The sequence below is a fragment of the Ornithinimicrobium sufpigmenti genome (assembly GCF_004322775.1).
GTDB lineage: Bacteria > Actinomycetota > Actinomycetes > Actinomycetales > Dermatophilaceae > Ornithinicoccus > Ornithinicoccus sufpigmenti.
In genome coordinates this window covers 675,745-698,901 of record NZ_CP036403.1, presented here as the reverse complement: position 1 = coordinate 698,901, position 23,157 = coordinate 675,745, and the positions used below count along the sequence as shown (strand labels likewise).

The 23,157-nt window shown below is 70.2% G+C and carries 18 protein-coding genes; 9 read left to right on the top strand and 9 right to left on the bottom strand.

Features of this window, described 5'->3' with window-relative positions; genetic code table 11:
* The first annotated feature begins 1 nt into the window (after position 1).
* Positions 2 to 727, top strand: coding sequence for a PAQR family membrane homeostasis protein TrhA (trhA, locus tag ESZ52_RS03315; RefSeq protein ID WP_425600031.1), 726 nt, complete (start codon positions 2 to 4; stop codon positions 725 to 727).
* Positions 728 to 776: 49 nt separating this feature from the next.
* Here trhA and ESZ52_RS03310 read toward each other — a convergent pair whose 3' ends face one another.
* Together ESZ52_RS03310 and mca are read right to left on the bottom strand one after the other, a co-directional pair.
* Positions 777 to 1,061, bottom strand: a complete 285-nt coding sequence (locus ESZ52_RS03310) for a hypothetical protein (protein WP_131103679.1) — start codon at positions 1,059 to 1,061, stop codon at positions 777 to 779.
* A complete protein-coding gene (gene mca, locus ESZ52_RS03305) occupies positions 1,058 to 2,092 on the bottom strand; it encodes a mycothiol conjugate amidase Mca (RefSeq protein WP_131106401.1) in 1,035 nt (344 codons plus the stop codon). Before mca ends, ESZ52_RS03310 begins: the two co-directional genes overlap by 4 nt.
* 119 nt (positions 2,093 to 2,211) lie before the next feature.
* On the opposite strand from mca, the gene ESZ52_RS03300 reads away from it, so the two are divergent.
* Positions 2,212 to 2,706 carry a DUF4307 domain-containing protein gene (locus ESZ52_RS03300; RefSeq protein WP_131103678.1) on the top strand — a complete coding sequence of 165 codons (495 nt, stop codon included), beginning with the start codon at positions 2,212 to 2,214 and terminating at the stop codon, positions 2,704 to 2,706.
* Positions 2,707 to 2,799: 93 nt separating this feature from the next.
* Here the strand turns inward: ESZ52_RS03300 and greA are convergent, their stop codons facing one another.
* Entirely contained in the window at positions 2,800 to 3,294 is a 495-nt protein-coding gene (gene greA / locus ESZ52_RS03295; RefSeq protein ID WP_131103677.1) for a transcription elongation factor GreA, read from the bottom strand.
* A 279-nt stretch (positions 3,295 to 3,573) separates the two neighbouring features.
* Positions 3,574 to 4,938 carry a glutamate mutase L gene (locus tag ESZ52_RS03290; protein ID WP_238154337.1) on the bottom strand — a complete coding sequence of 455 codons (1,365 nt, stop codon included), beginning with the start codon at positions 4,936 to 4,938 and terminating at the stop codon, positions 3,574 to 3,576.
* Positions 4,939 to 5,128: 190 nt separating this feature from the next.
* Here ESZ52_RS03290 and msrA point away from each other — a divergent pair, with 190 nt between their 5' ends.
* Complete coding sequence (gene msrA / locus ESZ52_RS03285) at positions 5,129 to 5,821, top strand: peptide-methionine (S)-S-oxide reductase MsrA (RefSeq protein WP_131103676.1); 693 nt, start codon at positions 5,129 to 5,131, stop codon at positions 5,819 to 5,821.
* Positions 5,822 to 5,848: 27 nt separating this feature from the next.
* On the opposite strand, the gene ESZ52_RS03280 is transcribed toward msrA, so the two are convergent.
* Positions 5,849 to 6,751 carry a hypothetical protein gene (locus ESZ52_RS03280; RefSeq protein WP_131103675.1) on the bottom strand — a complete coding sequence of 301 codons (903 nt, stop codon included), beginning with the start codon at positions 6,749 to 6,751 and terminating at the stop codon, positions 5,849 to 5,851.
* A 294-nt stretch (positions 6,752 to 7,045) separates the two neighbouring features.
* Between ESZ52_RS03280 and ESZ52_RS03275 the strand changes: the two genes are divergently transcribed.
* From ESZ52_RS03275 to ESZ52_RS03255, 5 genes are all read left to right on the top strand, one after another.
* The gene (locus tag ESZ52_RS03275) at positions 7,046 to 8,068 is read left to right on the top strand and encodes a 3-oxoacyl-ACP synthase III (protein WP_181009815.1); all 1,023 of its coding nucleotides are present in this window, start codon (positions 7,046 to 7,048) and stop codon (positions 8,066 to 8,068) included.
* A gap of 1 nt (position 8,069) precedes the next feature.
* Positions 8,070 to 10,805: an alpha/beta fold hydrolase gene (locus tag ESZ52_RS03270; protein ID WP_238154336.1), complete on the top strand. Its 2,736-nt coding sequence runs from the start codon at positions 8,070 to 8,072 to the stop codon at positions 10,803 to 10,805.
* Positions 10,805 to 11,860 carry an NAD-dependent epimerase/dehydratase family protein gene (locus tag ESZ52_RS03265; RefSeq protein ID WP_181009814.1) on the top strand — a complete coding sequence of 352 codons (1,056 nt, stop codon included), beginning with the start codon at positions 10,805 to 10,807 and terminating at the stop codon, positions 11,858 to 11,860. Before ESZ52_RS03270 ends, ESZ52_RS03265 begins: the two co-directional genes overlap by 1 nt.
* Positions 11,861 to 12,023: 163 nt before the next feature.
* The gene (locus ESZ52_RS03260; RefSeq protein ID WP_131103673.1) at positions 12,024 to 13,247 is read left to right on the top strand and encodes an acetyl-CoA C-acetyltransferase; all 1,224 of its coding nucleotides are present in this window, start codon (positions 12,024 to 12,026) and stop codon (positions 13,245 to 13,247) included.
* A 91-nt stretch (positions 13,248 to 13,338) separates the two neighbouring features.
* Entirely contained in the window at positions 13,339 to 14,310 is a 972-nt protein-coding gene (locus ESZ52_RS03255; protein ID WP_131103672.1) for a DUF808 domain-containing protein, read from the top strand.
* Between the two features lie 99 nt (positions 14,311 to 14,409).
* Here ESZ52_RS03255 and ESZ52_RS03250 read toward each other — a convergent pair whose 3' ends face one another.
* Both ESZ52_RS03250 and ESZ52_RS03245 read right to left on the bottom strand, forming a co-directional pair.
* On the bottom strand, positions 14,410 to 14,691 hold the full coding sequence (locus ESZ52_RS03250) for a hypothetical protein (RefSeq protein ID WP_131103671.1): 282 nt from the start codon (positions 14,689 to 14,691) through the stop codon (positions 14,410 to 14,412).
* A 20-nt stretch (positions 14,692 to 14,711) separates the two neighbouring features.
* Positions 14,712 to 15,593 (bottom strand): Bax inhibitor-1/YccA family protein, encoded by an 882-nt coding sequence (locus ESZ52_RS03245; protein WP_131103670.1) that lies wholly within the window; start codon positions 15,591 to 15,593, stop codon positions 14,712 to 14,714.
* Positions 15,594 to 15,840: 247 nt separating this feature from the next.
* On the opposite strand from ESZ52_RS03245, the gene ESZ52_RS03240 reads away from it, so the two are divergent.
* Positions 15,841 to 18,333: a M14 family zinc carboxypeptidase gene (locus ESZ52_RS03240; protein WP_131103669.1), complete on the top strand. Its 2,493-nt coding sequence runs from the start codon at positions 15,841 to 15,843 to the stop codon at positions 18,331 to 18,333.
* 209 nt (positions 18,334 to 18,542) lie between these two features.
* Here ESZ52_RS03240 and ESZ52_RS03235 read toward each other — a convergent pair whose 3' ends face one another.
* Positions 18,543 to 18,854, bottom strand: a complete 312-nt coding sequence (locus ESZ52_RS03235) for a hypothetical protein (protein ID WP_202865402.1) — start codon at positions 18,852 to 18,854, stop codon at positions 18,543 to 18,545.
* A 555-nt stretch (positions 18,855 to 19,409) separates the two neighbouring features.
* Positions 19,410 to 23,009 (bottom strand): ATP-binding protein, encoded by a 3,600-nt coding sequence (locus ESZ52_RS03225; RefSeq protein WP_145968819.1) that lies wholly within the window; start codon positions 23,007 to 23,009, stop codon positions 19,410 to 19,412.
* Between the last annotated feature and the right edge of the window lie 148 nt (positions 23,010 to 23,157).

Below are 23,157 nucleotides of genomic sequence, written 5' to 3'. Positions count from 1 at the left end.
TATGCCGCACCACCCGCAACCACACCGTCCCACCGCCCCCTCCATGGGGGCCGTCGTCAGCGGGGCGCAGGAGTCGCTGGAGGCACTGGTCGAGCAGGCCAAGCCACACCTGCGGGGATGGCTCCACCTGGGCATGGTGCCGCTGTCGCTGGCGGCAGGCATCGTGCTCATCGCGCTGTCCGGCACCACCCCCGCCCGCGTCTCCAGCACGGTCTTCGCCCTGACCGGCGTCCTGCTCTTCGCCACCTCGGCCGTCTACCACCGGGGCCGCTGGGGCCCTGGCACGGCGGCCGCGCTGAAGCGGTGGGACCACGCCAACATCTTCCTGATCATCGCCGGCACCCACACGCCGTTCGCCGTGCTGCTGCTCGAGGGTTCGCAGCGGGCCACGCTGCTCTGGGTGATCTGGTCGGGGGCACTGGCCGGCGTGGTGTTCCGGGTCTTCTGGGTCGGCGCGCCCCGGTGGCTCTACACCGTCGTCTACATCGCGCTCGGCTGGGTCGCGGTCTTCTACCTGCCCGACTTCTGGCGCACGGGCGGGCCGGCCGTGGTGCTGCTCCTGGCTGCGGGCGGCCTGCTCTACACCCTGGGCGCGGTGGTCTACGGCCTCAAGCGGCCGAACCCCTCACCGCGGTGGTTCGGCTTCCACGAGATCTTCCACGCCTTCACGCTGGCCGCCTTCGGGGCGCACTGGACGGCAGCCCTGCTGGTCGTCCTGCAGACCTAGGTCCCCGAGGAGCTCGCCGAGGGCTCCCCTTGGGACGAGGCGAGGAGGACTAGGCGAGCGGGTCCTTGTCCACCGGCTCGGAGGGGCCGTCCTGCTGCCGGGCGGTCCGCTGCTCCTGCACCCGGTTCATCCGCCGCAGCCGCTTGGTCAGGTCCCGCCCGAGCACCCACACCGCCAGGGCCAGCGCGAAGACGACCAGGAAGCCGCCCAGACCCGCGGTGACCTCGGTGGACTCGTCGGACATGCCCGGTGTCGGGTTCTGCGGTGTGGGCACGGTCGTCGTGGACTCGTCGTCGGTCCCGGGCGAGGCGGTCAGGGTGAGGTCGACGATCATTCGGAGTGGCCTTCCTTCTCGCGCATCTCATCCGTACCGTCGCCGTCGCCGTCCACCGGCTCGGTGGAGCGCGACCGGTCAGCGCCCTCCGGCGGCAGGGGCGGCGCGCCGCGGTGTCGCAGCAGCAGGGCACCGGCCTCGTCGCGCTCGTGGACGCGACGGCATACCTCGTCCAGCTCGCCCGTGCCGGCGAGCTCGCGCAGCCCCGCGAACAGGTCGTCCTCGGGCAGGTGCGCCTCGACCAGCGAGCGGGCGAGCTCGAAGTCCTCATGGGGCCAGACCCGCTGCTGGATGTCCATCGGCACGCGGAACCAGAAGCCGTCCGGGTCCACCTGGGTGGCGTGCGCCCGCAGCGCGTCGTCGCGGACGGGGAAGAACTCGCCGCAGTGCACCCGGGTGCTCACCACGCGGAGGGGACGGCGGGCCAGGTTGGCGCGCCAGTCGGCGAACGGCGCCTCGTGCCCCGCCTGCACCATCGCCTCGTCGATGCGCTCCATGCGCTCCGGGGACCAGCTGTTGTAGTACACCTTCAGCGGCTGCCACGGCTCCCCGGCGTGCGGGTATGCGGTCGGGTCGCCCGCCGCCTCGAACGCCGCCATCGTCACCGTGTGGGTCATGATGTGGTCGGGGTGCGGATAGCCGCCGTTCTCGTCATAGGTGGTGACCACGTGCGGACGGAACTCGCGGATCACCCGGACGAGGGCCTCGGTGGTCACCTCCAGCGGCTCCAGCGCGAAGCAGCCCTCCGGCAGCGGGGGAAGAGGGTCGCCCTCGGGCAGCCCGGAGTCGACGAAGCCCAGCCAGGTGTGGCTGACCCCGAGGATGTTCGCGGCCGCGGTCATCTCCTCGCGGCGCACGTGGCTGATGTCGCGCAGGATCTGCGGGTCGCCCTTGAGCTTGTCGTTGAGGATGTCCCCGCGCTCCCCGCCGGTGAACGAGACCACGCGGACCTGCACACCTTCGGCGACGTAGCGGGCGGTGGTGGCCGCACCCTTGCTGGACTCGTCGTCGGGATGGGCGTGCACGGCCATCAGACGCAGGCCGGCTCCCGGGCTCGTGGTGGTCACGGGGCTCCTTCGTGGACAATGGTGGATGTGCCGCGGCCCTGCCTGCGGCACCCGCCCATCTTCTCACTGCCGGAGCCCCTCACGTGACCACCCCACCCCCCATCGAGCACCACGAGCGCACCGCCGACCGGCGCACCAACCCCGGGGGCCCGGTCGACCGGGTCGTGGACTGGGACGCCGAGGAGGAGGCGGTCGAGGGCACCCGCCCCGCGCAGCCGAACGCCCGGCGCTGGTGGATCTTCGGCAGCGCCGCAGTGGCGGTCATGGTGGTGATGGCGGTCATCTGGGGGTTGTCCGCGACGGTGGGACGGGTGCACTGGACCTACACCGGGCACGACCTGGTGGCCGAGGACCAGGTCGACGTGCGGCTGGACCTGCAGCGGGACCCCGACCGGGCGGTGACCTGCCGCATCGAGGCCCGCGACGAGCGCAACGCCGTCGTGGGGCGGGCCGACGTGGAGATCGGTCCCACGCAGAGCTCGCCCAGCCGGCACGTGCTCAGCGTGCGCGCAGCCGCCCCGGCGCTGACCGGCTACATCGACGCGTGCTGGTACTCCGACGAGCCGCCCCGCCGCTAGAGCGAGGGGGCGCGCCCGCCAGGGGTAGTGCTGGCCGGATGGGCCCGGCCTGGAGAGCCGGTCTGAGGAACTGGCCGGGCCAGCTGTCCGGACTCAGTCGCGGTAGGGCTTGGCCTTGACGACCTTGACCTCGATCTGCTTGCCGTTCGGTGCGGCGTAGCGGACCGTGTCGCCGCGCTTGGCGCCGATGAGGGCGGCGCCCAGGGGCGACTTCTCGCTGTAGACGTCGAGCTGGGTGTCCTCGTCGATGATCTCGCGCGAGCCGAGCAGGAAGGTCTCGGTCTCGCCGAACATCTCGACGGTCACGACCATGCCGGGCTCGACGATCCCGTCGTCGGCAGGGGCGGTGCCGACCACGGCGTTCTGCAGCAGGTGCTCGAGCTGGCGGATGCGGGCCTCCATCTTGCCCTGCTCCTCCTTGGCGGCGTGGTAGCCGCCGTTCTCCTTGAGGTCACCCTCCTCGCGGGCAGCCTCGATGCGCCGGCTGATCTCCGTGCGACCCTCGCCCTTGAGGGCGGACAGCTCGGCCTGCAGGCGGTCGTAGGCCTCCTGGGTCAGGTAGCTGGCGGTCTTCGCGGTCTCGGTCACGTCGGTCTCTCCTCGTCAAGCGGGCGCGACGGGGCAGGACGCCCCGGCACGCGAGGGATCCGCCGGCACCCCGGGCACGGGACGTGCCGGACCACCCTGCGGCTCCGATAAGACAAGGTCCGGGCCACGTTGGCCCGGACCGTGCTGATGCCCCGATCCTAGCCCGCGACCCCGCCGCCCGTCGAATACCGAGTCTTTGCGCAGGTGGTCACGGGGTGTGCTCGGGCCCGTGTGCCGAGGTCCGTCAAGGGGTCCTCGAGGGCTTGTCGTCGCGGTGGTTCAGGGTGCAATGAGCGGAGCCACGACGGCGGCGGCGAGGTCGGGCCGCAGGGGTGCCAGCAGGCCCGCCGCCAGCAGGAGGTATGCCGCGTCCACCCCCACCTTCGCCTGCGCCGGAGGGCGCCACCCACCCCCGTGGTCGGCGACGACCTGGTCCAGCACCTGGCGGGCATCCTGGGCGGACGCGTGCCGCAGCACGCCGCCGGAGCCGAGCAGCAGGCCGACGTCGGCCAGCGGGCGGGGCGGCTCGCCCGGCCCCCCGGGCCGGCCGTGCCGACGAGCGGCGATCGTCGCGGCCAGCGCGGCGAGCCGCAGGTCGAGCTCTCGTCCGGTCCCGTTGGTGGGCACGTGCGCGTGATCGGCCAGGACGCGGTCTGCCCAGGCGGTGAGCTGCTGCGTCGGCGTGTCCTCGCCCAGGAGCCCCTCGGCCCGGGCGGCCTCGACCACGCCGGGGGCACCCCACCGCATACCCAGATCCCCTTCCACGGTCCGGGCGTGCCAGAGCGGGGCCACCACCTGCTTGCGCAGCCCGGCGTCCTCGCCCTGCGGCTCGAGCACGGAGTAGACGTCGGTGGTGGCGCCGCCGACGTCGACCACCATGACGTCCTGGCCGGCCACCGCGGCGAGGACCTCGACGCCGCCCAGGACCGCGTCCGGGGTCGCGGCGCGGACCAGCTGGGCGAAACGGGGCCCCCGGGACAGCCCCTTGCCCCCGATCACGTGCTCGAGGAAGACCTCCCGGATCGCCGTGCGGGCACCCAGTGGCTCGACCACCCCGATGCGGGGCAGGACGTTGGGCGCGAGGAGGAACCGGCGTCCTGTGGACTCCAGGAGAGCGGCCGCCTCGTCCTGCGCCCGGGCGTTGCCCGCCACCACGACCGGGGCGCCGACCCGGGAGCGGGCCAGCCGCCGGGCGTTGTGCAGGAAGACCTCGGAGTTGCCTCCGTCGGTGCCGCCGACGAGCAGGACCACGTCGGGGCGGGCGGCCCGCAGGGACGCCACGTCGGCGACACCCATCGGACCGGACGCCACGTGGACGACCTTGGCCCCGGCCGACAGCCCCACGCGGTGCCCGGCCTCCGCCGTGACCTGCCGCTCGTACCCGACGACGGCGAGCCGCAACCCTCCGCCGGCGCTGGAGCAGACGAGCACCCGGTCCCGGTCACCCCCGAGCGGGTCCGGCACCTCCGCTCTCGTGCCGGAGCCGAGATCTCCCGCCACCTGCGTGATGCCGTGCAGCACGTCCCGACCCGGGCCGACCGTGGTGGGGACGGAGGCCCTGGCCAGCAGCGATCCCTCGTCATCGATGAGGGCGGCCTTGGTGAAGGTGGACCCGACGTCGACCAGGAGCGTGGTAGCGGGCATGGCAGGCATGGCAGGCATGGCGGGCATGGCAGGCATGGCAGGCAAGGTGCCATAGCCGCTGGGCACGGACGGCAGCGGGGTGTGGGTCGCGGGTCAAAGTCACGGGTCAAGGTCACGGATCGAGGTCACGGTGTCCTGGACGTGCTCGTCGCGGCAGGAGCCTCCCAGGTGCGCATGGGAGAATGCTCAGATGGTCAGTTTCATCACGCCCCCCGGCCGCCCCGAGCCCCTGCACGGTGTCGCAGACGGTGTCCCCGACCCCGGGAACCACCTGGTGCTGGGCACCCCCATGCGTGGCCCCTGGCCCGAGGGCACCGAGGTGCTCTACGTCGCCATGGGCTGCTTCTGGGGTGCCGAGCGCATCTTCTGGAAGCTGCCCGGCGTGGTCACCACGGCCGCCGGCTACCAGGGTGGCTCCATGCCGTCCCCGACCTACGAGCAGGTCTGCACCGGAGCCACCGGCCACGCCGAGGCCGTGCTGGTGGCCTACGACCCGGAGCAGACCGACCCCGAGCAGCTGCTCAAGGCGTTCTGGGAGAACCACGACCCCACCACGCTGAACCGCCAGGGCAACGACGTCGGCAGCCAGTACCGCTCGGCGATCTTCTGGACCACGCCTGAGCAGGAGCAGGCCGCCCGGGCCACCCGGGACGCCTTCGAGCAGGTTCTCGCCGACGCCGGACACGGCCCCGTGGTGACCGAGCTGCGCCCGGCGCAGGAGGCCGGCCGGTTCTACTACGCGGAGGACTACCACCAGCAGTACCTGCAGAAGAACCCCGGCGGGTACTGCAACCACGGCCCGAACGGCTACACCTGCCCGGTCGGCCTGCTCACGAGCGGCGAGAACACCCCGGCCCAGACCGAGGTGCTCCCGCCGCGCTGAGGGATCCGCGCTAGGCCATCCCTGGCGTCAGCCTCCCGACTCCGTCCCGAGCTCGCCCATGTCCATCACCTGGTCGGGCTCGGGGACCTGGATGTCCTGGTCCTGACCCCAGTCATCCATCCGCATCTCCAGGGTCTCCCCGGCGGTGTCGAAGACCATCTTGCGCATGAGGTCCTCGCCGTCGAGCCAGACGTCGTAGACGATCTCGTCCTCCAGCCCGAGGCTGGTGGCCGCTGCGTCGTCGCCGGAGGCGGCCAGGGCAGCCTCCGCGTCGACGGTGACCTGGTAGCGGCGCATCTGCTCGCCGTCCACGTCCTCCTCGCCGAGGAAGACGACCTCCTGGGCGCCCTCCTCCCAGACGTCCCACTGGGCCGAGACGTCGACCTCGTCCAGGTCCGCGGTCTCGCCGAGCAGGTCGGCCGGAGCCAGGAGGTACATCCCCTCGGGAGTGACTCCCGGGACGGTCATGTAGGCGTCCCCGTCGGCGTAGATCATCTCCACCGTGCCCATCTCGGGCATCGCCATGATGATCTGCATCCGGGTGTCACCGCCGGACAGGTCGACCGCTCCCTCCATCGTGAGCTGCTGACCCTCCGCCTCCATCTCCATGGACAGGGTGTAGCTGGACAGGACGTCCTCGCCGGGCGACTGCAGGACCGCGAGGAACTCCTCGATCTCGACCGTCTCGCCCTCGGCGGCACCGGTCTCCGTCGTCCCGGCGGTGTCCTCGTCGGTGTCCTCGGCGGGGCCGGTGGTGGCCGTCTCGTCCTCGGTGCCGGTCTGCGCGTCGGTGCCGGTCTCCTCGACCGTGCCGGCCGGGGTGGTGGGGCTCGGTTCGTCGTCGCCGCTGCAGGCGGCCAGGCCGAGGGTCAGCACCCCCGCCGTGACGAGCGATCCCAGACGCCTGCGCGTCGTGCTCATGTCACTCATGTCAGTTGCTCCTTTCCCCACGAGATGGCCCGCGGACCGGGCCGCCGTGTGCGGGTTCATCGTGGCACACGGCGCTGGACGGACCCTGTTCCCGGCTCGCCCGCCCCGTGCGATCCAGGCCGACGATTCGGCCATGGACCCAGAGCCGGCCAGGGGCCGAACCTGGGTGAATCCTGAGCCAGTCCGCGGCAGATCCCCTACCGCTCCGGTTCTTCCCCGGCCGGATCCGTGTGGTCGAATGAGACGCTATCGCGCACTTCCCTGCCCGTCTCCAGCATGTTGAGGTCCCCACACTTGAACGGCAACGCCACCTTCCGGCACCACGACACAGCGGTGCTCTCCGTCACCGCCGTCGACGCTCCCGTGGTCAAGACCTCGGACGAGTTCGACGAGATCATCGGTGAGTCCTACACGCGGAACGCGCTGCGTCCCGGCATGCTCGCCAAGCTCGCCGGGATCACGGAGCGCCGGTGGTGGCGGGAGGACCAGAACTTCGTCGACGGCGCGGTCGAGGCCGCCCGTGCGGCCCTGGAGCAGGCGCAGGTCGACCCGGCCAAGGTGGGCCTGCTGGTCAACACCTCGGTGAGCCGCGAGCACCTCGAGCCGTCCATCGCCGTCTCGGTGCACAAGAACCTCGGCCTGCCGACCAGCTGCCTCAACTTCGACATCACCAACGCCTGCCTCGGCTTCGTCAACGCGATGCAGCTGGCGGCGACGATGATCGACGGGGGCCAGATCGACTACGCGCTGATCGTCTGCGGCGAGGGCTCGCGCACCCCCCAGGAGCGCACCCTGGCCCGCCTGTCCTCCCCGGACGCGACCGCGGACGACATCACCAGCCAGTTCGCCACCCTGACCCTGGGCTCGGGGGCCGCGGCCATGCTGCTCGGCCGAGCCAGCGAGCACCCCGAGGGCCACCGGGTCGTCGGCGGGGTCACCCGGGCCGCGACCCAGCACCACGAGCTGTGCGTCGGTGACTTCACCGAGATGCGCACCGACGCCCAAGGGCTGCTCGTGGCCGGTATGGACCTGGCCAAGGAGCTGTGGCAGGACGCCGCGGACGACTTCGACTGGTCCGACATGGACCGCTACATCGTCCACCAGGTCTCCAAGGTGCACACCTCCCGCACCGCCCAGGCCCTCGGCCTGGACCCGTCCCGGATCCCGCTGACCTTCCCCACCTACGGCAACGTGGGCCCGGCCGCGGTCGCGATCACCCTGGCCAAGGAGGTCGACTCCCTGAACGAGGGCGACCGGGTGCTGATGATGGGGATCGGCTCGGGCCTGAACATGACCTGTGTCGAGATCGACTGGTGAGGTGAGCCCCGTGGCCGACGCGCTGCCCGCCCCCGTCGACCAGAAGATCCACACCCGCGCCCGCCGCGCGGCCCAGGACCCGGTCGGCCTGCCACCCCGACCCTTGCCCGGGCTCGACCCTGCCTGGTCGCGGGTGGTGACGGCCCCCGACGCGGAGGGGGTGACCCGCCGCTGGCACGTGCTGGACAACGGCCCCCAGCTGCAGGAGCGCGGCGAGGCGGTGCGGCATACCTTGCTGTGCGTCCACGGCAACCCCACCTGGTCCTACCTCTGGCGCCGCGTGCTCGCCCAGGCCCCAGCAGGGTGGCGGGTCGTGGCGGTCGACCAGCTCGGGATGGGCTGGTCGGAGCGGCCGGGGGCCCCGCGCACCCTGGGGCAACGGATCGAGGACCTGGCCCGGCTCACCGACGCTTTGGAGCTCACCGGCCCCGTCTCCACCCTGGCCCACGACTGGGGCGGGCCGATCAGCCTCGGCTGGGCCCAGCGGCATACCGACCGGCTCGCGGCGGTCGTGCTGACCAACACCGCGGTCCATCAGCCCGCGGACAGCGCGCCTCCCTCGCTGATCCGGCTGGCGCGCACGTCCACCCTGCTGGAGCGCGTCTGCGTCAGCACCCCCGTCTTCGTCCGGGCCACCACCGCGCTGAGCGTCCCACCCCTGCCCCGCCCGGTGCGGTCGGCCTTCGCCTCCCCCTACGCCTCGCCCGCGCGCCGGGTCGCGGTCGGTGAGTTCGTGCAGGACATCCCGTTCGAGGCCGACCACCCGAGCCGGGGCGTCCTGGACGACGTGGCGGCCCGGTGCGCGGACCTGCAGGACGTGCCGGCGCTGATGGTCTGGGGCACGCGCGACCCTGTCTTCGGCCGGCGCTACCTCGAGGACCTGCTCCGGCGGATGCCGCACGCCGACGTCCAGCGCCACACCGATGCCTCCCACCTGGTGCTCGAGGACCGCCCCGAGGGTGTCGAGGTCATCTGGGCCTGGTTGCAGGACAACGCCACGGACCGGCGGCAGCCGCCGGCCCGCGCTCCTCGCCACGAGCACGCATCGGCGACGCCGGTGCCCGTCCGGGTGGACACCACCCGCCCACACGAGCTGGCTGTCGCCGAGCTGGCCGGGGGGGCTCCCCGCCGGATCACCTTCGGCGAGCTCGCCGAGCGGGTCGACGACGTGGCGCGCGGCCTGGCCGCACGCGGTGTCGCCGCCGGTGACCGTGTCGCGGTGCTGGTGCCGCCCGGGATCGAGCTGACCACCCTGGTGTATGCCGTGTGGCGCCTTGGCGCGGTCGTCGTCGTGGCCGACGCCGGGCTGGGGCTGGGGAGGCTGGGCGCCGCCCTGCGCAGCGCCGGACCGCGGCACGTCGTCGGGATCCGCGCGGCCCTGGCCCTCACGAGGCTGACGCGCGTCCCGGGACAGCGGCTGCACGTCGAGCCCGACGGTGACCAGGTGCAGGCCCTCGCGGAGGAAGGGCGCGTGTCACGCGCGACAGGCGTGACACTGCCCGACCCGTCGGCGATCGACGGCGACCAGGACGGCGCCGTGCTGTTCACCTCCGGGGCGACCGGTCCCCCCAAGGGGGTCGTCTACACGCGGGACCGGCTGGGGGCCCAGGTCGGCCTCCTGCGTGAAGGCTTCGGCTTCGGCCCCGGGGAGCGTTTCGTCGCGGCCTTCGCGCCGTTCGCGCTCTACGGCCCCGCGCTGGGGCTGACCAGCGTCGTACCGGACATGGACGTCACTGCGCCGCACACCCTCACCGCGGCCGCGCTCGCCGAGGCGGTGGGGACGGTCGACGCGACCATGGTCTTCGCGGCCCCGGCCGCGCTGCGCAACGTGGTGGCTACCGCCGGCGAGCTCGACGCGGCGCAGCGGGCGGTGCTGAGCGGCCCGCGCCTGGTGCTCTCGGCAGGCGCCCCAGTCCCGGTCGAGCTGCTGCACCAGGTGAAGGAGCTGCTGCCTGCGGCGCGCACCCAGACGCCCTACGGCATGACCGAGGCGCTGCCCGTCGCCTCGCACGACCCGACCCTCGTCGACCCGGAGGCGCTGGCTGCGCAGGCCGGGGTCTGCGTGGGCACACCGCTGCCCGGGGTGGAGGTGGCGGTGGCCCCGCTGGCCCACGACGGGACCCCGGCCGAGCAGCTCGTCCGCGAGCCCGGGAGGCTCGGGGAGATCGTCGTGCGCGCCGCGCACGTCAAGGACCGCTACGACCGGGCCTGGGTGGCGCAGCGCGGCAGCGAACGCCCCCTGGGATGGCACCGCACCGGAGATGTGGGCCACCTGGACGACCAGGGGCGGCTCTGGGTCGAAGGCCGTCTGGCCCACCTGCTGGTCACCCCGCAGGGGCCGCTGACCCCCTATGCGGTGGAGGACCGGGTGCGGGACGGCGTGCCGGGTGTCGTCGACGCGGCGGTCGTGGGCGTCGGCCCCTCCGGTGCCCAGCAGGTCGTGGTCGTCGTCGTGCCCCAGGATCGCCTCGGACCGGCCGCGCGCGTGCGAGGCGCGCAGTCCGGCACGGCGGCGCTCGCCCCCGCTGACCTCGCCGAGCGCGTGCGCGCTGCCGCTGCCGTGCCGGTGGCAGCGGTGCTCGTCCGGGACTGGCTGCCGGTGGACGTCCGCCACGCCAGCAAGGTGGACCGGTCAGCGCTCGCCCACTGGGCCGACGCGATCCTGCACGGCCGGGGCCCGGTCGAGCGCGTCCGTAGCGCCCTGCGCGGGTCCGCGCCGAGGACGAGGAGCCGGTGATGGACGGATCCTCCGGTCTGGTCGACCCCGCCGTGGGCGTGCCTGCCGGCTCGCCCGGCAAGGTGCTGGTGACCGGCGCCAGCGGGATGCTGGGCGGCGCAGTCGCTGACCTGCTCGAGACCCGTGGGTGGGACGTCACCGTCATGCAGCGGCGCACCGCTGGTGGTCGGCACCGCGAGTCGCTGGGTGACATCCGGGACGCGGAGGCGGTCTCCCGCGCAGTGACCGGCCAGGACGCCGTCGTGCACCTGGCGGCGAAGGTCGACGTGGTCGGGCCGTGGATGGACTTCGTGCAGACCAACGTCGGCGGCACCCGTAACGTCATCGCCGCCCTCCGCGCCCAGGGAGGCGGGCAGCTGGTCCAGGTCTCCTCACCTTCCGTGGCTCACACCGGCCAGTCCCTGACCGGCGAGGGCGCCGGGGAAGCCACCCCGATGCGCGCCCGCGGCAGCTACGCCCGCACCAAGGCCGCGGCCGAGCTGTTCGCCCTCGAGGCCGACCAGGGCGGCAGCGGACCGCTGGCGGTCACTGCCGTGCGTCCCCACCTGGTGTGGGGTCCCGGCGACACCCAGCTCGTCGGCCGGATCGCCGAGCGCGCCCGGCAGGGCCGCCTGGCCCTGGTCGGTAGCGGCACCGCGCTGGTCGACACCACCTACGTCGACAACGCCGCCGCCGCCGCCGTGGCCGCGCTCGAGCGGATCGACAGGGCCCGCGGGAGGTCGTTCGTGGTGACCAACGGCGAGCCGCGGCCGATCGGCGAGCTGGTCGCGGGGATCTGCCGGGCGGTCGGTGCGCCCGCGCCGCGGCTGCGCGTGCCGCTGCCGCTGGCGTGGGGCCTGGGTGCCCTCGTGGAGGGTGCGGTCGTCCTGTCGGAGCGGGTGCCGCGGGTCCCCGCGATCACCCAGCCGCCGATGACCCGCTTCCTGGCCGAGCAGATGGCCACCGCGCACTGGTTCGACCAGCGCACGACCCACGAGGTCCTGGGCTGGCGGCCGCATGTGAGCATCGACGAGGGCCTGGCGCGGCTGGCCGAGCACGCGCGCGGCACCGTCTGAGACCGTCCGCCCCCGCTCGGCGGCCTCTCTCGATCGGCGCCGGTTCCCTCGCGCGGGCCCCTACCCGCTTCTCGCCCGATGTCAGCGGTGCCAGGCGGAGAACCTAGACTCACGGCATACCGTGCAGAACGCCTGCCAGCGTGACCCTGTCCAGGAGGACCCCATGGCCGAAGCCGTCATCGTCGCCGCCGCCCGCACCCCCATCGGCCGGGCCTTCAAGGGCTCGCTGAAGGACGTTCGTCCGGACGACCTGGCGGCCGGTGTGATCCGGGCCGCCCTCGACCAGGTGCCGGAGCTGGATCCCACCACCATCGACGACCTCTACCTCGGGTGCGCGGAGCCCTGGGCCGAGCAGGGCTTCAACATGGCCCGCATCGTCTCGGTGCTCCTCGGCCTGGACGGGGTCCCCGGCGCGACCATCAACCGCTTCTGCGCCAGCTCGGTGCAGACCACCCGCCAGGCCTTCCACGCCATCAAGGCCGGTGAGGGCGACGTCTTCGTCAGCGCCGGGGTGGAGTGCGTGTCCCGCTACGCGGACTTCTCCGGGGCCGGCGGTGGCAAGGCCGAGTGGCACAACCGGGCGTTCACGGACGCGCAGGAGCGCACCGCGCAGACGGCGGCCTCCAACGAGACCTGGAGCGACCCGCGCGAGCAGGGCCTGCTGCCGGACGCCTACATCGCGATGGGGCAGACGGCGGAGAACGTCGCCACCTCGCTGGGCATCTCCCGCGGGCGTCAGGACGAGTGGGGTGTGACCAGCCAGAACCGGGCGGAGGCCGCCATCGCCTCGGGGATCTTCGCCAAGGAGATCGCGCCGGTGACGCTGGCCGACGGCACCGTGGTCACCACCGACGACGGTCCTCGGGCCGGGGTGACGCTGGAGAAGGTGTCCACGCTGGCGCCGGTGTTCCGCGAGGACGGCACGGTGACGGCCGGCAACTGCTGCCCGCTCAACGACGGCGCCGCCGCGCTGGTCGTCATGAGCGACACCCGCGCGAAGGAGCTGGGCCTGACGCCGCTGGCACGGGTGGTCTCCACGGCTGTCTCGGCGCTGTCCCCCGAGGTCATGGGCCTGGGACCGATCGAGGCCTCCCGCAGGGCGTTGGCCCGTGCCGGTATGTCGATCAGCGACATGGACCTCTACGAGATCAACGAGGCCTTCGCCGTGCAGGTGCTCGGCTCCGCCGACGCGTTGGGGATGGACTACGACCGGCTCAACGTGCACGGTGGAGCGATCGCGCTCGGCCACCCCTTCGGCTCCACCGGAGCCCGCATCTCGACCACGATGATCAACGCGATGCGGACCCGTGACGCTCAGTTCGGCCTGGAGACCATGTGCGTCGGTGGAGGCCAGGGGATGGCGATCATCCTGGAGCGGTTGAGCTGACGCGCGTTCTGGGGCGCTGAGCTGACGCGCCCTCCCGGTCGGGGGCGAGTAACCTGATCCAGGTTTATCGCCTTTTGACCGGGAGGTCCTCATGGCTGGTGGTCTGGCAGCCCTGCTCGACGATATCGCCGCGATCGCCCGCGTGGCGGCGGCTTCGGTTGACGACATCAGCGCCGCTGCCGGCCGCGCCGGGATGAAGGCGGCCGGGGTGGTCGTGGACGACGCTGCCGTCACCCCTCGCTATGTCACCGGGTTCTCCCCCAGCCGGGAGCTGCCGATCATCAAGCAGATCGGTGTGGGGTCGCTGCGCAACAAGCTGCTCTTCATCGTGCCGGCCGCGCTGCTCCTCAGCCAGTTCGCGCCGTGGCTGCTGACCCCGATCCTCATGCTCGGCGGTTGCTACCTGTCCTACGAGGGCGCGCACAAGGTGCTGGAGTGGCTGGGGGTGGGCGGCCACCACGACACCGCCAAGGAAGAACCCGTGGTGGAGCGGGGCCCGGAGGAGGAGAAGAAGATGGTGTCGGGGGCGATCCGCACCGACTTCATCCTCTCTGCCGAGATCATGGTCATCGCCCTCAACGAGGTGGCCACGGAGGGGTTGCTCAACCGGGCGATCATCCTCGTGGTCGTCGCCATCCTCATCACGCTGCTCATCTACGGGGTCGTCGCGGTCATCGTGAAGATGGACGACGTCGGACTTCACCTGGCCCAGCGGGACCCACAGTGGCAGCAGAAGGTAGGTCGGGGCCTGGTCAAAGGGATGCCGATCGTGCTCAAGGTGCTGTCGATCGTCGGCGTGATCGCGATGCTCTGGGTCGGCGGGCACATCCTCCTGGTGGGGATGGACGAGCTCGGCTTCCATCCCGTCTACGAGTTCGTCCACCACGCTGAGGAGGCCGTCGCCGGCGCCGTGGGCGTGGCGACCGGGCTCCTGACCTGGCTGACCAACACCTTCTTCTCCGCCGTGCTGGGCCTGATCGTCGGACTGGTCCTGGTCGGGCTGGTCTCGCTCATCCCCCGCCGGGCGAAGGACGACGCCGACCAGTCGGCCGCCGCGCACTGACGCCCGCGCCGCCGGATGACGGCGGTGACACATCGGTCGCTGCCGCGGGAACGCGGTGACACATCGGTCGCCTGCGCGACGGATGTGTCACCGCATCCTTCATGGCAGCGTCCGGCGCAGCCTGGTGAGCCGCTCCTCCAGGACGCCCTCGTCCAGTCCTGCTTGTCGCCAGTCATGGACCATGACCCGCAGCTGATCCATGACCACTGCCGGCCCCAGGTCCGGCACGGGGACGATCCCCCTCCCCGTCACCCCGGCAGTGTCGTCCGCGAGGAGCTGGACCAGGTCACGCACGCCCGGAAACGCCAGGAGCGCGCGGTCCAGCGGCAGCTGCTGCCACCGCCGGACCACGCGCTCCAGCTCGGTGTCGACCGGCTCCAAGACCGGGCCGTCCCGTCGCGTCAGTCGCTCTGCAGGATCGAGAAGAGCCGCAGGAACTCGATGTAGAGCCAGACCAGGCTGGCGACCAGGCCGTGGCCGAGCAGCCAGGAGTACTTCTCCGGGGCGCCCATGCGCACCGCCTTGTCGACCGAGTCGAAGTCGACGGCCAGGCTGTAGGAAGCCAGGCCGACGCCCAGCAGGGCGATCGCCCAGCCGAACTGCCCACCGTAGAGACCCCAGCCGTCACCGAAGCCCAGGAAGGAGGCACCCAGGTTGACGAGCAGGAAGACGAGGTAGCCCATCGCGGCCAAGCCGAAGATCCGCCGCGACTTGCTGGTCACCCGGATGAAGCCGGCCTTCCAGCCGATGAACATGCCGGCGAAGGTGGCCATCGTGGCGATCACGGCGGTGGACACGACGCCGGGCCACATCATGTCGAAGGTGGCGCTGACCGCACCCAGGAACAGTCCCTGGAGCACGGCGTGGGTGAGGATCAGCGGGACGCTGACCTCCTTCTTGAAGCCGATGGCGAAGCTCAGCGCGAGCGAGCCGAACATGCCCAGCAGCCAGATCGGCATCGCGATGCCCGGCTGTCCCCCGACGACGAACCAGGTGCCGGCCGCGACGGCGACGACGACACCGAAGAGCATCAGCGACTTCATCACGACGTCGTCCAACGTCAGCCGGCCCGTCTCGGCGGGGCCGGCCGGCGCCTGCGCGTACATCTGGCGCAGCTGCTCGTCGGTCAAGCTCTCCGAAGGCCCGGGGTATCCCCCCTGGGCCGGGATGTGCGGGGCCCCCTGGGGCGGCGGGTATGCGCCGGGCTGCTGCTGGCCGAAACCGGCATAGCCACCCTGGGCGGCCTCCTTGTCGATACGGTTGAAGACCGGGTTGACGGCCATGGAACCTCCGAGGTCGTACGGCACCATCGGCCGGTCGGCCGATGGTGTCACTGTTCTCCAGAATAAACGTGCGAGCCCGGGAAGAGATTCCGCACCCCGCCCACCACCTGCGGAATTACCCAGCGACCACGACCGCCACCTCTCCCGCACCCGTCTGTCGGCACCCCACGGCATACTTGCTCCACAGGCCGTTCCGCGCCGGGGCCGTGACCGATAGGATCCCCCGGTACTCCCCGGAAGGACAGGTATGACGCGCGCTCGGCGCCCGATGCGAGCCGTCGCCGCTGCGGCGGCGCTCGGTGCCGCCGTGACGCTCGCACCGCTACCGTCCTCCGGCACCGGGGTGGCTGCCCATCCAGAGCCCGTGGTCGAGCCGGTGGCGGACGAGCAGGACGCATCCCTGCGCCTCGGGCTGGCTGCGTACGACGAGCTGCGCCCACGGCTCGAAGGCCTGGCGGGTGCCTCCGACCGGGTCAGCGTCGAGGCGATCGGCAGCTCCGCCCAGGGGCGCGACCTGCTGCTGGTGACACTCACCGCCCCCGAGAGTCCCGCCCAGGCCCGTCAGCAGGACCGGATGCGGGAGCGGATCACCGACCGGCCGGACCAGGCAGCCAAGGACCAGGGGCTGGCCCGCAGCTACAAGGTGCCGATCTTCGTCAACGCCAACATCCACGGCAACGAGTGGGAGGGCACGGACGCCGCCCTCCGGCTCGTGGAGGACTACGCCACCTCCGAGGATCCGGCGGTCGAGGCGCTCCTGGGGAGCACGCGGATCCACCTGCTTCTCTCCGCCAACCCCGACGGCCGCGTCGAGGGCGACCGCCGCAACGCCCACGGCTTCGACCTCAACCGGGACCTGATCACCGCGACGCAGCCGGAGACCGTGGCGCTGCGGGAGGCGCTGATCCGGACCCAGCCCGCCCTGCTGGTCGACCTCCACGGCTACGTCAACGGCACCCTCGTGGAGCCCACGACGCCCCCGCACGGCGACAACTACGAGTTCGACCTGCTCGTCCGCCACTCCTACCCCCTCGCCCTGGAGATCGAGCGGGCGATCGGCGCGCTCGAGCTGGGCGGCGCCGACGGCGTCCGCCCCGTCCAGATCCCGCTGCGCGACTGGGAGCAGGGCTGGGACGGCTGGCCCCCGATCTTCGTGCCGCAGTATGCCGCACTGCACGGGGCGGTCGCGCACACCGTCGAGCTCCCCCTGCGCGTCAACGGCTCCAGCTACGAGCTGCCCGAGGAAGAGCTGCGCAGGCGCGCGTCCGTCAACACCGAGATCGCCCTGGCCGCGCTCACCGCCACGATGGAGTATGCCGTCGAGCACCGCACCGAGCTGCTCGCCGACCACGTCGAGATCTTCCGTCGCGCCGCCGCCGGGGAGCGTCAGCGGCCCGTCGAGGAGGGACTGTTCGGGGTCATCGGGCCCGAGGACGTCTACACCACGACCTTCCCCCGGGCCTACGTCATACCCGCGGGTGAGGCCCAGCGCTCGGCGCCCGCCGCCGCCCGCCTGGTGAACCACCTGGTCGCCAACGATGTCGAGGTCACCCGCCTGGACCACGACACCGCGATCGCCGGCCGCAGCTACCCGGCGGGGAGCTATGTGGTCGACCAGCACCAGGCCAAGCGCGCGGTCGCCAACGCGATCCTCGGCCGGGGCGGCGACCTGACCGACCGGGTGGAGGCGATGTACGACATCTCCGGTTGGAGCCTGGGGCAGCTGTGGGGCGCCGACGTGGTGACCGTGCCGGAGCGGTACCCCCTGCGGGTCGTGGGCACCGACGTCGAGGCCGCCGACGCCACGGGGGACCTCGCGGACAGCTCTACCGGATGGGTCCTGCCGATGGCCGACCCCGCCGACGTCCAGGCCGTGGCCACCCTGCTCGGGCAGGGGGTCCCCGTCGAGCTGCTGTCCGACGGCAGCGTGCTGGTGCCGTACCGCTACCCGTGGGCCGCCGGCAATGCCACCGAGGTGCACGGCGTGACCCTCGAGCAGGCGCCCGTCGACGCCGGCGGGGAGCCCCTGCCGCCTTCCGCGAGCGTCGTGGGTGTGGCTGGCACCGCTGAGGAGAGGTGGGCGTTCGGCGAGATGGGGCTGACCGTGGAGCCGGTCACCACCCGCAGCCTCAACGCCGGGCTCGACCTGTCTGCCCTCGACGCCCTCTACGTCTCCAGCGGGATCTCCTGGCGCGAGCTGGGGGCTGAGGCACGGGCTGAGCTGCGATCCTTCGTCGAGACCGGCGGAGGGTTCGTCGGACGCGGCAGCGTGGGCGCGGAGATCAACGACGCGCTCAACCTCCTCGACGTCACCGTCGTCTCCGGCCGGGCCGACGCCAACGGCGTGGTGCGGGTCGCCTCCGACCCCGCGAGCCCCGTGGCCTCGGCAGCCACCGAGCACACCTTCGTCTACTCTCCCCTCTGGTTCACCCAGCTGGGCCCCGACGTGCGGGCCGACCAGCGGCTCACCGCTGATCCGCTCGTCTCGGGGCACTGGACCGGCGGCACCGACGGCGGCCAGGAGGCGGCCGTCGGCCAGGCGCTGGTGGTCAGCGGCGACACGGCATCAGGAGCGCGCGCGGTGCTCTTCGGCTCCGAGCCACTGTTCCGCGCCCACCCCAAGGGCCAGTACGCCCTCGTCGCGCGGGCCCTGCTCTGGGCCGGCAGCGAGGGCGCCGCGAGCGCGGACGCCACTCGCGGGACCGACCCGTCAGTGATCGACGGGGGGCGGGGCCTGTAGGACGGGCGGCCTGGGGCACGGCTGGACGTGTGACGCCCTGTCCGACGGCGGGCACCCCTCAGCGCCCCCGCAACGCTGTGTCAGGGCCGTTGACCGGGCAGGGTGCCGTAGCTGTTGGCGTAGTGCTTGCCCGGGACGGGGTGGGTGAACTTCAGCCCGGCCCAGACCTCGTCGATGCGCAGGCAGGTGCTCTCGACCATGTTGTGGTCTTAGCCGATCGCGATGACGGACCTCATCGTCAGGTCCGTGCCGTACCTGCGCCCTTTCGGCCAGGAGACCCACAGCATCCCGCCGGGACCCAGCCGGTCGCGCAGCGTGCCGAACTGCGCGCTCAGCTGCTCCTGGCGGGTGACGAACAGGTGCAGATAGTCGAACTCGCCGTCCAGTGCGTCGGTGACCTCGAGATCCGGCAGGCTCATCGCCGCCAGTGCCGACGCCGGCGCCCCGACCACGTGCGCCCTGGTGCCGGCGCGGACACCCATCTTCTGCGCCACCGTCCGCTGCTGCCGCGCCTCCGTCACAGGCTCGACGGTAGCGCCCATCCCGACCAGGTGGGGTCCGCATCGATGCTGCTTGTCATGCCGCTGACGACCGGACAACGGGCCGTCCGTGGTGCACGTCGCTGGGTGGTTCTCAAACCCGCGCAAGCCACTCATGACGCTGATTCGCCGCGTTCTGCGGGGATCGCGGCGTCGTGTGTCGCGTCCTGAGCCTCAGCCTATCGAGGATATGCGCGGCCCGGTCGTGAAAAATTCGCCCCGTCCTCAAACCCGTTTGAGTGTCCCGAATCGGGCTGCGCTGGCTGAGGAGTACGCCGAAGGAGCGCCGGTCGATGAGCTGTCGCGGCGGTTCGGGATACATCGCACGACTGTGCATCGGCTCGCTGCGCAGGCAGGTGTCGCGGTGCGCCGACGCGGTTTGGATGAGCCCGGACGTCGCGAGGCGGCTCGGCTGTACGAGCAGGGCATGACTCTCGAAGAAGTCGCGACCGAACTGGGGGTCGGCGATGAGACGGTGCGTTCTGCGGTCGTGGCCTGTGGCGGAATAATCCGCTCCCGGGGTCGTCGGTCATCTGTCTAGTCGATCTCAAAGAATTGCCCGGCTGTGTCCCTATCGATGTCCCACTCCAGCGACATCAGTCGCGCTACCGACACAGCTACCGTCAACTCCGTCTGATGACCTTGTGTCATCATCTGCAACAACTGACTAGCGATGTCCCCACCGGCACTTTCACCGGCCTCTTCGTCAAGCAACGCGTCGTTTAGGGAGTCAAGGAGCTGTGCGATCTGCTCTGTGATCGCATCCCTCGGCGACTGCTCGAGTATCTGCCGTGACTGGATGAACTCGTGCTTCGCGGTTTCCACGACCTGATCGACGATGCGGTGCGAACGACGTGCCTCTGGCAGTGCCAGTACTCCAGAGGCGACTTGGAGCGATGCGATCGCTGCATCGAATGCGTCTGTCAGTGGGGTCTCGTGCGCCTCAGCGAGAGAGCTTGTCCACTGGCCGAGGTCTCCCGCGGGGAGGAGCGATGAGATCAAACTCATGGCGAGCGGTGCAACTGGCTTTCCGTTACGGATCGGAACGATCGTGAACTTCTCTCCGGGCAGTCCCGCATCCTGGATTGCAGTGCTGGTCTCTTCCAGCGCGTAGCTCCAGTCGATGAGTGACGGGACATCTACGGCTACGAGGCGCTCGGATACGAGCTGGTACTGATCGTCCTTGGGCATGAGTACCCGAAACTGCTGACCGAGATCCTTGCCAACCTGCTCCAGTTGAGTCTTCCGCGCTTGCAACTGCCGTCGCGTAAGTCGCCTGGCAGCCTCGGCCGCTCTGCGGAGTGCTCCCTGATGTCCTCCGGCGCGGGCTGCTCGTATGAGCCCGACGTTCGCTGACGAGTCTGCGGCCAGCGCGGCAACAACGGCGAGGATGTTATGCAGGTCGTTTTCAATGGACTTGAGACTCTCGGGGAAGGTGTCGTAGCCCAGCAAATGCCACGGCTCTTCTTGCGCGCGACGCAGTGATTTCGCGATCACTTGATCGCTCAGGTGTGCGGCGATGGCTGCCGGGTTATCCAGAGTCGTCAGTCGAGGGAATATGTTGCCGGTGAGGTCCGTGACCAGACCGGAGAGCGGATCTGTGGTCACCGATCCAGATTCTTTGTCGCCATCGATGTTGAGTACTCGTCCACGGCTGTTCAGGCGTGGCCTGATCTGTTTCGCTTGGTCGTCCAGCGAGTTGATCTGATCCGCGAGTTGATTGGTGTCGACATGCCGAACGTCTGCGGCAGCGAAAGTGTTACCAAGGATTGTAGTGAGTTGCGCCGTGGTATCCAGCAGGGGCAGTGCGGCTGCGAGACGTTCTGTGTCGGTGGCGCCAAGGACGGCGTTGGTCACCCGCATACGTTCCTGGTTCCATGCCACCTCCAGCTCGGAATGGTCGTATTCTCGTCGAAGGTTGGTGGAACCTAGTTGGTGCTCGCCGATCTGATAGTCGTGGCCGCCTGGGAGTACTAGCTTGACGTCAACGTGTGTAGTTCTCGGAAAGGAGCGCAGGAGCAGCCTTCCGAGCGCGATCACTCGGTCGTGGGGGTCTCCGTGGACAGCATCAGAGACATGGAGAGAGCGAGCGTAGGCGACCGGCCCGTCAGCAGAATCGATAATCCGGAGTTCACTGATCCATGGATCATGGTCTCTGATCTTGGCCATCAAGGCGGCTTCGCCGCCAGAGGAAACTAAAAATGTCTGTGCGAGACTTGGGTCGATTGAGTTGGCAGTGACCACGAGGTCTGCCACTTGTTCCACGGGTGCGCGCTGTACAGCTTCCAGGAGTGGGCTTGGGGTCGAGAATCTCGATTGACATTCGCTCGCTATCTCGGTCTCACCTCGTCCCAACTCAAATAGAAGCTCGGTCGCGACACGGAGGTCGTCCGTTGTAGCGAGTGCTTCAGCGAAGCGCTGAGCACCCGCCGCGGAGATCACGGTTGATCCTCGCGCAGCCTCCGGTGCAGCCGTCATGTCCGAGACTGCACGATTGACCTCGTCCGGGAAGAAGTCGGGAACGGCGGCGCCTGTGATGGCAAACAGTTGAGCAATGGGCTCGTGTGCTGGGGGGACGCCGCGCTGCTGAGCAATGCTGTTCCAGTTGAGTGCTCGCTCGTAGAAGTCGAACAGACGTAGCCCTCGGAGATACGCCGTCAGTTCGACGGCACCGTTTCGTTCGTCCAGTGCTGCGCTGTGGAATAACTGGTCTAACTGTGGTTCGTCTCGTAGGGCGTTCGGTATGAACCGCTTGATCTGTTCAGGTTCGAGGGCAGGGGTCAGTCGATTGATCGTGTGTTCAAGAGTGGGGGGAGGCTGGTTATGGATCGCATTTGAGATCGCGATCGATCGCAGTTGATGCACGCCCGAGATTGTTCCGTTGCGCTCGATCAGGAGGTGTTCCTCCGCTAGACGCGCGATGGGTTCTCGGAGTTCAAGTTGCGATACTCCGCATGCCTCCGCGGCTCTGTCGACGGGAATGCTGGCGGACCATTGGTCAGCTGTCGCAGTCAGGCTCAGGAGGTTCAGCTCGACGTTCCGTCGCTCCGCGACTCGGCGACGGATCTGTTCTGTGACGACCGAACTGAGTCGTTGACCGCGCGTGAGCATGTGGGTGAACTCAAGAGTGAGGCCACTGGCCTGTTCGTATGCCTCTCTCCAGTAGGGAGAGTGGGTGGCATTTCGATCGCGGAGGCCGTTGAAAATCGCTTCGGCAGCATCTTCGTCCAGGGTTACGCCGATGGTGGTGCATCCCGATATATCACCAAGCGATATGAGGTCCTCGTGTCGGGACGTGGAGATGCTGAAGAGCCCTGGCGTCGCTGCCACCTCTTCGCGTAGGACTGACCAACCTTCGAACAGTCCTGTGCCGGCCGCGTCGATGAGGAGGCCGATGGGGTTCGCGTCAGAGACTCGATGAGAGCGGCACAGCCGGAGTACTTCGGGTACGTCAGCGGGAGAAAGTCGATTCACGCGGAACCACAAGACGCCAGGGAGGGCCTGCGGGACTGACCAGAGTAGGGCGCTCTTCCCGACGCCGGATGGCCCAGTCAGGATGACGGACGATGTCTCTTGTATCCCGGTTACCGCCTCGCCGATCAAGTCTGCTCGCGGTACGACCAGACCCGCCGCGACATGCCCTGGCTGGGTCGCAACTCCTTCGTAGAAGCGCTCATCGTGCATTGGCTCAGATTGTGACAAAGGTGAGCACAGACCCAGAGTGACTGCTGCTTCGAGCGCATCGAGGTCAACTTGCTCGACGAAGTGCTGGCAGCGCCGGGTTAACTCGCTTCGGTCGAGAGACTGTCTGTGCGTGTACTCGGCCGGTGCGTTGAGCGTGGCGATCTCCGCCGCCACAACGCGGAGTTCGCGTGCAAGGTAGTTGAGTGCTGCTGGCTGCAACCTCTCGAAGGTTGCTCCAAGTAGTGTCCTGCTGTCTTCCTCGACTGCCAACCAAGAGGCTCCGTAGACGGTCGTCGCTTCGAGTAGCTCCTGCACCTCACCTTCTTTGAGCCCTCGCTTGAGCGCCGTGGCGCTGATACTTAGTCGTAGCAGCGAATCCTGGCTGAGCGAGTTGCTGAGTGGTGTGTCGAACCGTGAGAGTCCAGTCGCACCCTCGATGCCGCGCTCGAACACGACGGTAAGGCTCTCCGATCCACGGCCGCGTTCTCGGTGTCGGAGCCATGCATCCACGATGTGACTACTCGCCGTTCCCACGGGGAAGAGACCAAGATGCTCTCCTCGTGACTTGATCTGAACATGCCGAGATGTCTCGGATTCGATA

Bases quoted from the DNA above. Each gene is read 5' to 3' on its own strand.
- ESZ52_RS03255 (WP_131103672.1), top strand. From the start codon at position 13,339: ATGGCTGGTGGTCTGGCAGCCCTGCTCGACGATATCGCCGCGATCGCC.
- mca (WP_131106401.1), bottom strand. From the start codon at position 2,092: ATGGCCGTGCACGCCCATCCCGACGACGAGTCCAGCAAGGGTGCGGCC.
- ESZ52_RS03260 (WP_131103673.1), top strand. From the start codon at position 12,024: ATGGCCGAAGCCGTCATCGTCGCCGCCGCCCGCACCCCCATCGGCCGG.
- ESZ52_RS03280 (WP_131103675.1), bottom strand. From the start codon at position 6,751: ATGAGTGACATGAGCACGACGCGCAGGCGTCTGGGATCGCTCGTCACG.
- ESZ52_RS03310 (WP_131103679.1), bottom strand. From the start codon at position 1,061: ATGATCGTCGACCTCACCCTGACCGCCTCGCCCGGGACCGACGACGAG.
- ESZ52_RS03265 (WP_181009814.1), top strand. From the start codon at position 10,805: ATGGACGGATCCTCCGGTCTGGTCGACCCCGCCGTGGGCGTGCCTGCC.
- ESZ52_RS03245 (WP_131103670.1), bottom strand. From the start codon at position 15,593: ATGGCCGTCAACCCGGTCTTCAACCGTATCGACAAGGAGGCCGCCCAG.
- ESZ52_RS03240 (WP_131103669.1), top strand. From the start codon at position 15,841: ATGACGCGCGCTCGGCGCCCGATGCGAGCCGTCGCCGCTGCGGCGGCG.
- ESZ52_RS03290 (WP_238154337.1), bottom strand. From the start codon at position 4,938: ATGCCCGCTACCACGCTCCTGGTCGACGTCGGGTCCACCTTCACCAAG.
- msrA (WP_131103676.1), top strand. From the start codon at position 5,129: ATGGTCAGTTTCATCACGCCCCCCGGCCGCCCCGAGCCCCTGCACGGT.
- trhA (WP_425600031.1), top strand. From the start codon at position 2: ATGCCGCACCACCCGCAACCACACCGTCCCACCGCCCCCTCCATGGGG.